Annotated in this window: 11 protein-coding genes; 9 read left to right on the top strand and 2 right to left on the bottom strand. The window is 39.7% G+C overall.

All coding sequences use genetic code 11. The annotated features are described in order from the left end of the window. Positions 1–140: 140 nt before the first annotated feature. Positions 141–1,655 carry a methyl-accepting chemotaxis protein gene (locus AC3WR0_RS12745; RefSeq protein ID WP_492552666.1) on the top strand — a complete coding sequence of 505 codons (1,515 nt, stop codon included), beginning with the start codon at positions 141–143 and terminating at the stop codon, positions 1,653–1,655. Positions 1,656–1,776: 121 nt separating this feature from the next. Here the strand turns inward: AC3WR0_RS12745 and AC3WR0_RS12750 are convergent, their stop codons facing one another. Further along, a complete protein-coding gene (locus AC3WR0_RS12750; RefSeq protein WP_492552667.1) occupies positions 1,777–2,685 on the bottom strand; it encodes a Gfo/Idh/MocA family protein in 909 nt (302 codons plus the stop codon). A gap of 121 nt (positions 2,686–2,806) precedes the next feature. Then, entirely contained in the window at positions 2,807–3,685 is an 879-nt protein-coding gene (locus AC3WR0_RS12755; RefSeq protein ID WP_492552668.1) for a LysR family transcriptional regulator, read from the bottom strand. 493 nt (positions 3,686–4,178) lie between these two features. On the opposite strand from AC3WR0_RS12755, the gene AC3WR0_RS12760 reads away from it, so the two are divergent. The 8 genes from AC3WR0_RS12760 to AC3WR0_RS12795 all read left to right on the top strand — a co-directional run bounded on the left by AC3WR0_RS12760 (position 4,179) and on the right by AC3WR0_RS12795 (position 13,807). Further along, complete coding sequence (locus tag AC3WR0_RS12760) at positions 4,179–5,114, top strand: 3-hydroxyacyl-CoA dehydrogenase family protein (protein ID WP_492552669.1); 936 nt, start codon at positions 4,179–4,181, stop codon at positions 5,112–5,114. Between the two features lie 229 nt (positions 5,115–5,343). After that, positions 5,344–6,003 carry an acetate CoA-transferase subunit alpha gene (gene atoD / locus AC3WR0_RS12765; RefSeq protein WP_492552670.1) on the top strand — a complete coding sequence of 220 codons (660 nt, stop codon included), beginning with the start codon at positions 5,344–5,346 and terminating at the stop codon, positions 6,001–6,003. Further along, the gene (locus tag AC3WR0_RS12770; RefSeq protein WP_492552671.1) at positions 6,003–6,659 is read left to right on the top strand and encodes a 3-oxoacid CoA-transferase subunit B; all 657 of its coding nucleotides are present in this window, start codon (positions 6,003–6,005) and stop codon (positions 6,657–6,659) included. The genes atoD and AC3WR0_RS12770 overlap by 1 nt, the downstream gene beginning before the upstream one ends. 61 nt (positions 6,660–6,720) lie before the next feature. Further along, entirely contained in the window at positions 6,721–7,905 is a 1,185-nt protein-coding gene (locus AC3WR0_RS12775) for an acetyl-CoA C-acetyltransferase (RefSeq protein ID WP_492552672.1), read from the top strand. Between the two features lie 256 nt (positions 7,906–8,161). After that, a complete protein-coding gene (locus AC3WR0_RS12780) occupies positions 8,162–9,595 on the top strand; it encodes a GntP family permease (RefSeq protein WP_492552673.1) in 1,434 nt (477 codons plus the stop codon). Positions 9,596–9,644: 49 nt separating this feature from the next. Further along, positions 9,645–10,430, top strand: coding sequence for a 3-hydroxybutyrate dehydrogenase (locus AC3WR0_RS12785; protein WP_492552674.1), 786 nt, complete (start codon positions 9,645–9,647; stop codon positions 10,428–10,430). 187 nt (positions 10,431–10,617) lie between these two features. Further along, positions 10,618–12,030, top strand: a complete 1,413-nt coding sequence (locus tag AC3WR0_RS12790; RefSeq protein ID WP_492552675.1) for a sigma-54 interaction domain-containing protein — start codon at positions 10,618–10,620, stop codon at positions 12,028–12,030. 124 nt (positions 12,031–12,154) lie between these two features. Then, entirely contained in the window at positions 12,155–13,807 is a 1,653-nt protein-coding gene (locus tag AC3WR0_RS12795; protein ID WP_492552676.1) for a M20/M25/M40 family metallo-hydrolase, read from the top strand. Positions 13,808–14,271: the final 464 nt, after the last annotated feature.

The raw sequence follows: 14,271 nt of genomic DNA on the forward strand, positions 1-14,271 counted from the left end.
AGCAAAGATGAATTTTAGAAGAGCCCATTAGGTTTTAACTGTAAAGGTTATTGCCTAATGGGTCTTCATTATACTTTGTCGGAGAGTTTAATAAAGAATGAATGTTTATTGGGCTCGTTTTACGAAGAAAGGTTAAGAAAATGGATATTAGTAAAAATCGATTAATGATTATATTATCTCTCGGAGCTGTAATTTTTACCGGAGTAGTATTTACACTCCATAGATTTAACATAATGAATTTAATGAGCACAGAGTCCGTCAGCAGCCATTCCATATCGATCGTAAGTTTGTTGGTCCTTATTGCATTGGCAATTTTAACAATAATTTTTTATAAAGTAGACAAAGACCATCCTATGGTTCCCTTACTTGTTACACTCACACTCACCTTTTCGAGTATAGGTACAGTTATTAGTGGAGAAGGAATGGTGGAGTACCATTTCTCTATTTTTATGGTAGTGGCAATTCTATCCTATTATGAAAATGTTAAATTGATTTTTTTAATGACAGGCATTTTTGCAGTTGAGCACATTACAGGATATATCGATCCTTTTTTCACAAAAATAATCTTTGGTGTTCCACATTATACATTCTCCATGCTTTTAATCCATGTGGTATATCTGCTGGTTACATCAGGAGCAACCACTTGGCAAATCCTTAATAAAAAGAAATATACAAATCGCCTGGAAAAAGAGAATGAAGATAAACAACTAACAATCGAAGAGATAATAAACAAACTTTCAGATACGGGGCAGAGTGTTCTGCAAACTGTGAAGAACCTAAAAGGAAATTCTGATCATTTTCAGCATGAAATCCATCAAATAACGGCGGCTATTCAGCAAATGGCTGCAGGTGCGGATACACAACTTAGAATGTCGTATGATAGTGGAAAGTTATTAGGTGATATGACAAAAGGTATTAACCAGATGGCTTTAAGCGCTTCTGTCGCAGTAGAAGCCTTTAGTCAAACATCAGAAAAAGCTGATTATGGAAAGGTTACAGTTCAAAAGTCAATTGAACAAATTGATACTATTTTTAAGTCTTTCGGAAGTTTATCAGAAATCATTAATAACTTAGAAAAACGTTCCGCTAAAATTAATGACATCATTCAAGTTATTTCAGATATTTCTGTTCAGACAAACTTATTGGCATTAAATGCAGCTATAGAAGCTGCCAGGGCCGGAGAATTTGGAAAGGGCTTTTCTGTGGTTGCTGACGAGGTAAGAAAGCTTGCTGTAAACTCAAATGATTCTGTTGAAAAAGTAGCCAAGTTAATAAACGAAATACAACAAGATACTAGTGATGCCATAGATGCTATGAAAATAGGGACCGAAGAAGTGAATAATGGGATAGTATTAATTAATCAAACAGAGGAAGTGTTTGAAAGAATTCTTAGAGAAACTAAAAATGCTTACGAACAAATTATTAAAACATCCACGATATCAGAGAAGCTTTCTACTGGCTCTGAACAAGTAGTCGTAGCCGTTCAGAATATGACAGAAGTTGCTAAAGAGACAGCTTCGAGCAGTGAAAGTATAGCCAAATCCTCCGAAAAACAATTGGAGTCGATTTCAGATATCAATCAGATTGCAGGCTATCTTAAAGGCCTTGTTGACGAGTTAAACAATCTTACCTCTGCACTACATAAAGAGCCTTAGGGACAGCAGAAATACTTATAAAAAAAGCAAAGCTGCTAAGTAAGGATTGATAACGATTTGCAGTCAAAAGAAGACAGAGATACAGTGATATCTCTGTCTTTCTTATTGGGGAAACCCTTTATTAAACTTCCGAGTCTATGGATTTAACGATTCTTTCGCAAATTTCATGAGTGATATAAGAATCATCAATTGATGGATTGGGGGTCTTGTTATTTTGCACGCAGTCGATAAAGTGGTCAGTAATTTGGTAGAAGCCACGTTTGTAAAGTGTCGGCTCCCAGTCACCAAATTTAGTAAAACTTATTTCTTTATTATGATAATGAGTGGTTTCAACAAGACTGTTTACAACATATTTATCATGGCCAGTCATATATTCAATGATTTCCTCCGTTACACCGCCATTTCTGTTCATTACCCCTATAGCGATACAGCCCTCACCAATAAGCTGGATGACCAGATTATCAAGCATTTCACCATTCCTAAGGTACTCTACTTTTACATCCTTGACCTCTGTATCCATCAGGAATCGAAGAGTATCGATTACATGAATGAAGTCCTCTACAACGAATCGTCTTACATAGTCAGGAGATGCAAATCTATTTTTTTGCATGATAATCAGGCTTGCTTTGCCATGCTCCTTCAGCTCTTTCACTCTTGGTATAAATCTTCTGTTGAAGCCTACCATCGCTATGACACCGTTATCCTTTGCCAGCTGAACAATTCTCTCAGTTTCCTGGAAACTCATTGATACCGGCTTGTCTATGTAAATATTTATGCCATTTTCAATTAACTTTTCAGCCATTTCAAAATGCGCCTCTGTCGCAGAACTCACAAAAGCTGCATCAATGTCCTTTGTTAACAGTTCATCAACTGTCTGGACCCTTTCCAGAATTCTATATTTCTCGGCCAATCTGTTCAGAGTATCCTCATTTCTAGTACAAAGCACAAGCTCTATACCTTCTTTTTCAGATAGTACAGGTAAATAGGCCTTTTTCGCAATATTGCCCAAGCCTATGATTCCGATTTTCAAAATAAACACCCCATCCTGTTAAAGAATTTTGATATAATTCATAATTTAAATGAGTATACAATTAGAAAATATCTTAGCACCTTTAAAATTACTTTTCCAAGAACAGGCCTTTCAAAAAGGTTTATTTTTCCTGTAATAAATTAATAAAGTTCTCCACACTCCGCTTATGTTTCATGATGGGAGAGAATACATAGGAAAGTGTTCTGGTAAAAGACTTATCCTTAATGGGAATTACAGAAAGGTCTCCATTCTTTACTTCTCTTTTAATAACGCTGCGGGAGAGTAGGGAGAGACCCATCCCCTGTATGACACTTTCTTTAATGCCCTGGTTACTGCTTATTGTAATTAACGACTTAACGGTTAAACCAGTGGAACGGATGACATGGTTTAAGTATTCTCTCGTTCCAGATCCTTGCTCTCTGGAAACCCAGGCTTGATTTTGGAGGTCCGCAATTCCTAATGGTCCCTTAGATGCAAGAGGATGTTCATTAGATGCAATAATAAATAACTCATCCTCCATAAATGGATGTACAGATACTTCGGTGTCGTTGGTTTGGCCTTCTATTAATCCGATATCCACTTGCAAAGAACGCACACTTTCGACAATTTCATGAGTATTCCCAATGATAATCTGAAGCTCAAGGGCAGGGAAATCTTTTTGCAGCTTTGATAGTAATGACGGCAAAATATATTCGCCGATTGTAAAGCTTGCTCCAATAATTAATTCTCCCTGTACGGAGTTATGATGTTCGAGAATGTCTTCCTTTGCCTGCTCGTAAATGGCAATAATTTGCTTAACGCGCTTATATAATATCTCTCCCGTTGGTGTTATTTGCACCAGCTTAGGAGAACGAACAAATAACTCTGTTTGAAACTCTCTTTCTAAATTCTTTATGTGTAAGCTGACACTTGGCTGGGATATGTGGAGTATTTCTGAGGTCTTTGTAAAATTACCTACTTCGCAAAGGGTTACGAATGTTTTTAAAGAATCATATTGCATCTATAATCACACCTAATTATTAAAAATATTAATAGCAATTCTTATTGATATACATTTTACTAATAATATTCCATTAAGAAAAGAACAAACCCACTTAGCATATGCGAAGTGGGTTTGTTGTTTAGCATTGTTTTGGATAACGCCAGGCATAACCAAATTCCAGGGTAGTGATTCCATTAACATCTATAAAGCTTACCAGTCCGTATTCTATTGTTAAGAACTGGTTTCCCAGGTTATGTTAGAGCACATTAGTGATTTTGACACCATGGTGATTGGAGCGGAAAGCGAGCGCCAGAGTGAAAATCAACAGGCAAGTCTAACAGAGCCAAACTGAAAGTAATTCCATAAAAGACCAAAGAATTCCTGTTTAAAATGATAGGCCTTTCCCAAATTTTTACCTGTTATAAAGAAAAACTAAATACTGGTTAATTGGCATAGATTTTGCAAGAATTAGAGAGAAAAGACGACATAAAAAAATCGGGGAGGAAGAATTATGACTAAAAATATTGCGGTTATTGGTTCAGGGGTTATGGGGAGCAACATTGCCCTGTCTTTTGCAGTGGGTGGTTATCATGTGACGGTAAATGATATAAAAGAAGAGTTCTTAACAAAAGCCAAGTCCCGAATCGAGGAAAATCTCTCTTTGCTCGTGGAAGAGGATAGCTTGAGTGAGGAGAGTAAGGAAGCAGCTTTAAGAAATATTACCTGTACTACGGATTTAGAGGAAGCAGCTCATGAAGCTGATTTTATTATTGAGGCGATACCTGAAGTGATTGAGCTGAAGTGGGATCTTTTTTCCAGGCTTGCGGAGATCATTAAGCCGGATACTATCGTGGCATCTAATACATCTACTTTTCCTATTTCCCGATTAGCGGAAAATTCCTCATTTCCGGAACAAATGGTGATTACTCATTTCTTTAATCCTGCCCATTTGGTTCCTTTGGTTGAAATTGTTCAGCATCCGAAAACAAGATCTGAGGTGACTGATTCCGCAATGGAACTTATCCGCAGCATTGGCAAATCGCCAATCCTTCTTAAAAAAGAAGTGACAGGCTTTATTGCAAATCGTCTCCAGACAGCATTAATGCGTGAGGCATTTTATTTATTAAAAGAAGGCGTAGCGAGTGCACGCGATATTGATACGGCTATTACCGCAGGTCCTGGATTCCGCTGGGCATTTACGGGGCCAATTGAAATTGCTGATTTTGGCGGCCTCGATACATGGCAGCGGGTATTTGATAATATTGCTCCCGAATTGGATGAAAGCAAGGAAGCACCTGCACTGATTCGCCAGCTGGCAGAGGCAGGGAAGCTTGGCACAAAAACTGGAGAAGGCATTTATTCATATTCAGAGGAGACAGTATCTGAAAAACTTAATCAGCAAAGCAGAGACTTTATTAAGCTTGGTAAAATCAAGGGTAATAAGTAAAGAAGAAATAAAGACAGCTCTTTAAAAAAATATTTTTGAATAGTCGAGATAAAGCCTGCTGTTGATTTTTTTCACTATGTTGACTAGAGCGGGTGTAGTGAGAAAATCAACAGTCAATTTTTAAAAGAGTGTTTTTTAAAAAGAAATCTATCAACTTGGCACACTTCTTGCATTAAGAAAAGGGTGTAAGGGTTTACATTTCCCTTTGATTATTTAGGAGGTGCTGTAAGTGGATAAAATCATTTCTAAGGAAGAAGTTTCATCTATTTTCAAGGATGGAATGAGTGTTATGGCTGGAGGATTTATGGGAGTAGGAACTCCGCAGGGTCTTGTATCTGCCATACTAGAGGCTGAAGTGAAAGATATTACTTTAATTGTAAATGATACCGCTTTCATAGAATCGGGCGTTGGACCGCTAATTTCTAACGGACGGGTGAAAAAGGTCATTGCTTCACATATAGGTACAAATCCGGAAACAGGAAGACAAATGATTGCTGGTGAATTGGATGTAGAATTGGTTCCCCAGGGTACACTGGCTGAACGTGTACGGGCCGGCGGGTCAGGTCTTGGCGGTGTGCTGACACCAACCGGAGTTGGCACGGTAGTAGAAGAGGGTAAAGAAAAGATTACTGTGGACGGAAGAGAGTTTTTGCTGGAAAAACCATTGCGTGCAGAAGTAGCACTTCTTAAAGCATACAAGGCGGATAAAGCAGGAAACCTGATCTATCATCGTTCCGCAAGAAACTTCAATCCGTTAATGGCCCTTGCTGCAGACTTGGTGATTGTACAGGTAGAGCAAGTAGTTGAAATCGGGGAAATTGACCCTGATGAAGTTATGACGCCGGGAATCTTGGTCGATAAAATTTTTGTTCAGGGAGGTTGCTGTTAATGGTTAGCACTCAATTAAACTCAAAACAAATTATTGCGGCCCGCGTTGCAAAGGAAATGAAGGACGGGGATGTCGTAAACCTGGGTATTGGTCTTCCAACAATGGTACCAAGCTTCCTGCCGCCAAGTGTAAATGTTATTCTACAGTCTGAGAACGGTTATATTGGGCTTGGACCACTTGATGGTGAAGTGGATCCGGACCTTGTTAATGCAGGTGGACAGCCGGCAAGTATCCTTCCTGGGGGAGCTTTCTTTGACAGCCTCTTCTCCTTCGAGCTTATCCGTGGCGGGCATGTAGATGTTACGGTTCTTGGGGGTCTTGAAGTAGATGCAGAAGGAAACCTAGCCAACTGGATGGTTCCGGGAAAAATGGTTCCTGGCATGGGAGGTGCAATGGACCTTGTAACCGGTGCCAAGAAGGTAATTGTAGCAATGGAACATACAGCAAAAAATGGCTCATCTAAGATTTTAGAACAATGCAGATTGCCTTTGACTGGTAAAGGTGTCGTTGACCTTATCGTAACTGAACTGGCTGTATTCAGAGTAACCGATGAAGGGCTGGTTCTTGAAGAATTGCAGGATGGGATTGACCTGAAAACTGTACAAGAAAAGACAGAAGCTTCTTTTAAGATCAACCAGGCTATTTTAGAAAACTAAAATACTATTTTCATAGAAAATGTCTTGAAGACATATCAAACCAACAGGGGGATCATTTATTATGCGTGATGTAGTAATTGTAAGTGCTGTTCGTACAGCAATCGGTAGCTTTATGGGAACTTTAAGCAGCACACCTGCAACAGAGCTGGGCGCACTTGTTATTAAGGAAGCTGTTAACCGTGCCGGAATTACGGGTGAACAAGTCGACGAGGTTATTATGGGTAATGTACTTCAAGCGGGGCTTGGCCAGGGACCAGCCCGTCAGGCAGCTCTTAAAGCAGGATTGCCAATTGAAACAACATCAATGGCAGTTAATAAGCTTTGCGGGTCCGGTTTAAAGGCAGTCCATCTCGGAATGCAGGCAATCCAAACAGGAGATGCAGAGATTGTGGTAGCTGGTGGAATGGAAAATATGAGTCTCGCACCACATCTCTTAAAGGGAGCACGTGATGGCTTGCGTATGGGAGATGGAAAACTAAGTGACAGCATGCTTGAGGACGGCCTTTTGTGTGCAGTGAATTCCTATCATATGGGTGTAACAGCAGAAAATATTGCCGAACAATACAGCTTAACACGTGAAGAGCAAGATGAGTTTTCTGCCTGGAGCCAGCAAAAAGCAGAAAGTGCTATAAATGAAGGCAGATTTGCAGATGAAATTGTGCCAGTCGTGATTCCTCAGCGTAAAGGTGAGCCAATCGTTTTCGATACGGATGAGTTTCCTCGTGCAGGTGTAACAGCAGAAAAGCTTGCTAAATTAAAGCCAGCTTTCAAAAAGGATGGAACAGTAACTGCAGGTAATGCTTCCGGTATTAATGATGGAGCTGCTGCGCTGGTTCTTATGAGCCGTGAAAAAGCGGAAGAACTTGGAATTAAACCAATGGCAGTTATTCGCGGAAATGGAGCAGCCGGTGTAGATCCACGAATCATGGGTATTGGCCCTATTCCAGCTACCAAAAAGGCACTCGAAAAAGCAGGCTTGTCCATGGAGGATATCGACCTGGTTGAAGCAAATGAAGCTTTCGCTGCACAATCTCTTGCGGTTGGCCGCGACTTGGAGATTCCACGTGAAAAATTGAATGTTAATGGCGGTGCGGTTGCACTGGGCCATCCTATTGGAGCAAGCGGCGCTCGAGTGCTTGTAACCCTTCTCCATGAAATGAAGCGAAGAGGCTCACAATATGGCCTTGCTACACTTTGTATTGGCGGCGGCCAGGGAGTTGCCACAATTGTAGAGATGGAGAAGTAATAAATAGCCATCATTCCGCAAAATAGGAAAATTCCTTTTTTGCGGAATATATTAATTCCCAAAAACGGGAATGTAAATATGAATTTAAGCTTTATTCCCAAGCTTAAAGATAAACATCTCAGATTTTCATCTTGGCACGAAAATTGCTAGAAATAAAAGAGAAGAGATTTTTCAAAAGAGAGGCAAGAATATTTTTGAAAACGCTTACCTTGGGAGGGGTACAGCGTATTGTCCAATTATCTAGAGGGGGATTTATATGGAGTTATTCGTTATTCTTTTGTCGCTGGGTCTATTAATGTTTGTGGCCTACCGCGGTTTTTCGGTTATTTTATTCGCACCAATTTGTGCACTCCTTGCTGTTGTATTAATTGATCCAAGCCATGTATTGCCGTTCTTTTCCGGTGTATTTATGGAAAAGATGGTTGGTTTTATTAAATCTTATTTCCCGGTCTTCTTATTAGGTGCAATCTTTGGTAAGGTTGTAGAAATGTCCGGAATTGCTGAATCAATTGCAAAAACAATTGTTCGTTGGCTTGGAGCAAAACGTGCAATGCTGACGATCGTTTTATTGGGAGCTATTTTAACATACAGCGGCGTAAGCTTATTCGTAGCTGTTTTTGCTATCTATCCATTTGCAGCTCAAATGTTTAGGCAAGCTGACATTCCTAAAAGACTTATTCCTGGTACAATCGCTTTAGGTGCTTTCACCTTTACCATGGATGCATTGCCAGGTACACCCCAAATTCAAAACGTTATACCTATCGCTTTCTTCAAAACAGACATTTATGCAGCACCCACGCTGGGTATCATTGGGGCTATCTTCGTATTAGTAGTTGGTCTTTTATATCTTGAAATGAGAAGAAGAAAGGCTGAAAAAGCAGGCGAAGGATATTACGGCTTAAAATCAGAGACAGCTGCAGCAGCTGAAGCATATAAGGTTGATGAAGTCGCTGCTCCGGATTTAACTACTCAAGTCTCTGTCGGCAAACAAATCTTGGCATTTATCCCGCTCATTCTGGTGGGTGTAACAAATAAATTATTCATCACTTATATTCCTAAGTGGTATCCAAATGGATTTGACTTCTCTGCTATTGGATTAAAAACGTATACCGTTGATGTAACTGCTAGTGCTGCAGTCTGGGCGATTGAAATGGCGTTGGTTGTCGGAATAATAACATCACTGGCCTTTGATTGGAAACGTGTAACATCAAATCTTAAAGAAGGTTTAAATCTAAGTATTGCTGGTGCTTTACTAGCAACAATGAATACTGGATCTGAATATGGATTTGGAGGAATTATCTCTTCTCTTCCTGGATTTAGTAAAATCAGTGATGGAATTTCTCACACTTTCACTAACCCGCTTGTAAATGGAGCCGTTACAACCAGCTCATTAGCAGGTATGACAGGATCCGCATCCGGTGGAATGGGTATTGCTTTGGGAGCAATGGCTGATAAATATAATCAGGCAATAGCTGCCGCAAATATTCCGCCAGAAGTTATGCACCGTGTTGTTGCGATGGCATCAGGCGGTATGGATACTCTTCCTCACAATGGAGCGGTTATTACGCTGCTTGCTGTTACTGGATTAACACATAAGCAATCCTACCGTGATATATTCATGGTTACACTTATTAAAACATTGGCAGTGTTTGTTGTTATCGGTATTTACACATTATTCGGTATAGTTTAATAGAAAAGTATTCTTACAGATAAAACAGTCACAGAGGAGGATATAAAAAGTGCAAAAATTACTAGAAGGCAAAGTAGCATTTATTACTGGATCTGCGAGTGGTATTGGGCTTGAAGTGGCAAGGAAATTTGCCCAGGAAGGTGCTAAGGTTGTTATTTCCGATTTAAATAAGGAAAAGAGCAATCAGGTAGCAGAGCTTTTGAAGGAAGAGGGCTTTGAAGCTTTTTCTGCTCCTTGTGATGTTACGGATGAGGAAGCTTTCAAAAATAGCATTGACCAGACGGTTAAAACATTTGGAACTATTGATATTTTAATCAACAACGCTGGCATGCAGTATGTATCTCCAATCGAAGAGTTCCCAACTCAAAAATTTGAGCTGCTTGTAAAAATCATGCTGACAGCACCATTCATCGGCATTAAGAACGTGTTCCCTTTTATGAAAAAGCAGGGATTCGGAAGAGTTATCAATATGGCTTCTATCAACGGAGTAATCGGTTTTGCTGGCAAAGCTGCTTATAACAGTGCCAAGCATGGTGTAATTGGTTTAACAAAGGTTGCCGCTCTTGAAGGTGCAGCCAATGGAATTACCGTAAATGCTTTATGCCCCGGATATGTAGACACTCCATTGGTTCGCGGCCAATTGCAGGATCTTGCTACAACAAGAAATGTACCACTTGAAAGTGTACTGGAAGAAGTAATCTATCCGCTAGTTCCTCAAAAAAGGCTTTTATCCGTTGAGGAAATTGCTGATTATGCAGTATTCTTAGCAAGCGATAAAGCAAGAGGCGTTACAGGCCAGGCTGTTATCATGGACGGAGGATATACAGCTCAATAATAGCTTTACAGAAATCCTATTCGGTTCTGCTGAATAGGATTTTTTTAGTCCATTTCTCATTTTTGAAGTTGACCAAAAAGTTAGGTAAACCTCCTTATGTTGTTTCTGTGAACGTCAGCCCGATCTGCCACATACCCTTGACTTCCTTTGATATAATAAAGGTTATCAATTGTTTAAGGGTGATAAGATGGTATATCAAGGCTTTGATGAGATCCCCTATAATTGGCATGAGCAAATTATGAATCTTCTCGCAGAACGTATAGTCATCGTTGATCGGGATGGCATTATTCTTTATATAAATGAGTCATATTGTGAGTTTTTAGGCACAACCGTTGAAGAGGCCCTTCACAAGCCTGTCGATGAGGTTATAGAGAACTCACGTATGCATATTGTTGCCAAAACGGGCCAAAAGGAATTGGCTGCCATTCAACCTATTAATGGGAGCGAAATGATTGCTAACCGTTTTCCTCTCTTTGAAAATAGCGAGGTAGTCGGAGCCCTTGGAACAGTTATGTTCCGAAACCCGGAAGAGTGGCGGATGTATAGGAGTAAAATTCAGCATCTTGTTGAAGAGCTGAAATATTATAAAACAAAAGTTCAGCCGGATTTAAAAAGCAAACATCATTTTAATGATTTAATTGGGAACAGCCCCTCTTTCCTGTCAGCAAAAAAATTGGCCAAGCGGATTTCCGGCAGTGATTCATCAGTCTTATTAATCGGAGAATCCGGAACAGGAAAAGAGTTATTTGCCCATTCTATCCATAACGATAGCAGCCGTTCAAGTTTGCCATTTGTGGCGATCAATTGTGCTTCCATACCGGAGCATTTACTTGAGTCTGAACTGTTTGGATATGAGGAAGGTGCCTTTACGGGGGCAAAAAAAGGCGGTAAAAAGGGTCAATTTGAAATAGCCAATAATGGAACACTTTTTTTGGATGAAATTGGAGATATGCCTCTCTCCATGCAAAGCAAGCTTTTAAGAGTGCTTCAGGAAAAAGAAATCCAGAGAATTGGCGGACAAAAATCTATTCCTGTTAATGTCCGGATTATAGCCGCAACACATCGGGATCTGGAAAAGATGGTGGAGGAAGGAAAGTTCCGTCAGGACTTATATTACAGGCTCAATGTAATAAAAATTGACATTCCTCCTCTTAGAAAACGTAAAGATGATATTGAATTAATTTCCATGAGCCTGCTTAAAAAGCTGGAAGGAAGGTTTTATCGAAAGGGAATTGAACTTTCCCCAGAGGTAATGGAGAAGCTAATGCAGCATTCATGGCCCGGAAATATTCGGGAGCTCGAGAATGTACTGGAACGCTGTATTAATGTGTTAGATGGGAAAACAATCGAATTAGAACATCTGCCTCTATATTTAAAAGACCAGGAAGGAAAAGGGCAGGGATCAAAGAAAACGATGGTTCATAACCCTGACCTGCCTTCATTTCCTGTTCAGCCTTTAAAAGAAACACTCGCTGCAGTCGAAAAACAGGCCATTGAAAATGCACTTGGACTCACAAATGGAAATAAATTAGAGGCAGCTAAACTATTGGCAATCAGTAAAACAAATTTTTATGAAAAATGTAAAATGTATCATTTATAGTATCTAAAAGGGCCGCAGGTTTTTACTGCGGCTCTTTTTATAAAAACAATGAAGTATTATAATGAAAAAAGAATTCTATTAATTTAAACTGTTAAAACTATATTTTACTCTAGGGGGCCGCAGTATGTTCCGATGCCGTGAAGAGGTTCTTGCCTTTACTAAACAACTTGTAAATATTGAAAGTATTGTTAACACCGATGGTGAAAAGGTAATTGCCCATTCTCTTTACACCTTAATTTCTTCGTTGCCCTATTTTGCTCAAAATCCAGCACAGGTGGTCATTGAAAAAACAATCGATGATGAACAGGAAAGATATAATGTACTGGCTTTTGTGAAAGGGACAAAAGGAAACAGCAACCGGGCTGTCATCCTAATGGGGCATATGGATACAGTCGGCATTGAAGATTTTAATCAGTTAAAAGAGTTAGCCTGTTTTCCTGAAGAGCTTATGGATGCATTAAAGAATGAAGAACTTTCCGGTTCTGCTAAGCAGCATTTGGAGTCAGATGATTGGCTGTTTGGCCGGGGTTCTCTTGATATGAAGAGCGGTGTGGCCAGCCATTTATACCTATTAAAATATTATTCTGAGCATCCAGAGGAGCTAGATGGCAGCCTTGTTCTTGTCGCCGAGTGCGATGAAGAAGACAGCTCGCATGGAATTCTTTCTGCATTAAAGGTGTTAAAAAACTGGAAAGAAGAACACCACTTTGAATATGTCGCAGCCATAAATGCTGATTTTGTATCTCCCCGTTATGCAGGGGATGATAACAGGTATATCTATAAGGGTACTGTTGGAAAGCTGCTTCCTTCATTTTTTATTACAGGAGCTGAAACGCATGTGGGCTCCTGTTTTGAAGGGCTGGATCCCAATTTCCTGGCGGCTGAATTGACAAAGCAAATTAACTATAATCCTGAGCTCTGTAATGAGGCTCTCGGCGAAACCACAGTTCCGCCTGTTTCACTGAAACAGACAGACCTGAAGCCTTCCTATACTGTTCAAACTGCTCTTTCCGCCTATGTTTACTATAACTTTTTTATTAACTCCTGGTCGCCGAAGGATGTACTTGAAAAACTAAAAGAACAGGCCTATATTGCTTTCGGCAATGCTTTAAGTTCCTTTGAGGAAAGATACAGGCAATATTGTGTGATGAGCGGGGAAACTTATGTAGATTTCCCATGGAAACCAAGAGTTTTTACTTACGAGGAAATGGAAGAGTTGCTGATCAGTGAAAATGGAGAAGTGTATAAAAATCATATGGACCAATTTAAAGAATCCCTTTTACAGCAAAAGGATTTGGATATCCGTATGTTTGCTGCACGTGTAGTGGAGGAAGCCTGGAAATGGATGAAGGACAAAAATCCAGCTATGATTCTTTTCTATTCTTCCCTCTATTCTCCAAGGATTGAACTTACGGGAAGGACAAGTAATGAACAGATCCTAATAGAAGCACTGGACGAAGCGGTGGAGGCTGTACAGCCATCCTATGAATATCCGATTGTGACACGGAACTTTTTCCCTTATATCTCTGATATGAGCTTTGTCGCACTGAGTGATGATGAAGAAGGCACTAATGCGGTTTCGAAAAATAATCCAGGCTGGGGAACCAAACACTTTATAGACTTTCAGGACATCCGGGATATTAATGTTCCAGTAATCAATATCGGCCCATATGGCCAGGATGCACATAAGAAGTACGAAAGAATGGAAATGACTTACTCCCTTGAAATAGTGCCAAATCTAACAAATCTGGTTATCAAAAAGGTTCTAAATTCCTAATAGGTTAAAAGGTTATCTAGTGATAACCTTTTTTTTGATCTTATGGATAAACCGAAACAAAGTTATTGGAGGCCAGGTTCAGCACTCAGTTTTCCTTGGGAATATGCTTCTTTGAATATCTTGTGAGGGAGATTAGAATTGCTAGGATGACTGCGTGATTCGTCTGATGCCTGTCGGAGGCCTAAAATACGTGGGAATTTTATTCATTCATCATCTGATCTGGGCGCTTGCGGGATTTTTTCAGTATACCCATCTGGGTAATTTGGGAGTGCAGCAACTATTTTTTGATGTTTTTCAATCAAAAAAGCAATTCTTATTAAGGTTTTTATAAAAAAAGAGTCATTTCCTTTTGTAACTGGCTGTAAAAATGGAGTTGCAAAGGGGTATTGGCAGCTGAATACCCCTCTGCGAAAATTTAAATGCACGATTTCAGTGACAGAATGCACGAAATCAGAGAGTAAATG

Source organism: Neobacillus sp. FW104-15D2, from assembly GCF_058790155.1.

Excerpts from the sequence above, each read along its gene's own strand:
- AC3WR0_RS12790 (WP_492552675.1), top strand. The coding sequence starts at position 10,618 with ATGGTATATCAAGGCTTTGATGAGATCCCCTATAATTGGCATGAGCAA.
- AC3WR0_RS12770 (WP_492552671.1), top strand. The coding sequence starts at position 6,003 with ATGGTTAGCACTCAATTAAACTCAAAACAAATTATTGCGGCCCGCGTT.
- AC3WR0_RS12745 (WP_492552666.1), top strand. The coding sequence starts at position 141 with ATGGATATTAGTAAAAATCGATTAATGATTATATTATCTCTCGGAGCT.
- AC3WR0_RS12755 (WP_492552668.1), bottom strand. The coding sequence starts at position 3,685 with ATGCAATATGATTCTTTAAAAACATTCGTAACCCTTTGCGAAGTAGGT.
- AC3WR0_RS12795 (WP_492552676.1), top strand. The coding sequence starts at position 12,155 with ATGTTCCGATGCCGTGAAGAGGTTCTTGCCTTTACTAAACAACTTGTA.
- AC3WR0_RS12760 (WP_492552669.1), top strand. The coding sequence starts at position 4,179 with ATGACTAAAAATATTGCGGTTATTGGTTCAGGGGTTATGGGGAGCAAC.
- AC3WR0_RS12775 (WP_492552672.1), top strand. The coding sequence starts at position 6,721 with ATGCGTGATGTAGTAATTGTAAGTGCTGTTCGTACAGCAATCGGTAGC.
- AC3WR0_RS12780 (WP_492552673.1), top strand. The coding sequence starts at position 8,162 with ATGGAGTTATTCGTTATTCTTTTGTCGCTGGGTCTATTAATGTTTGTG.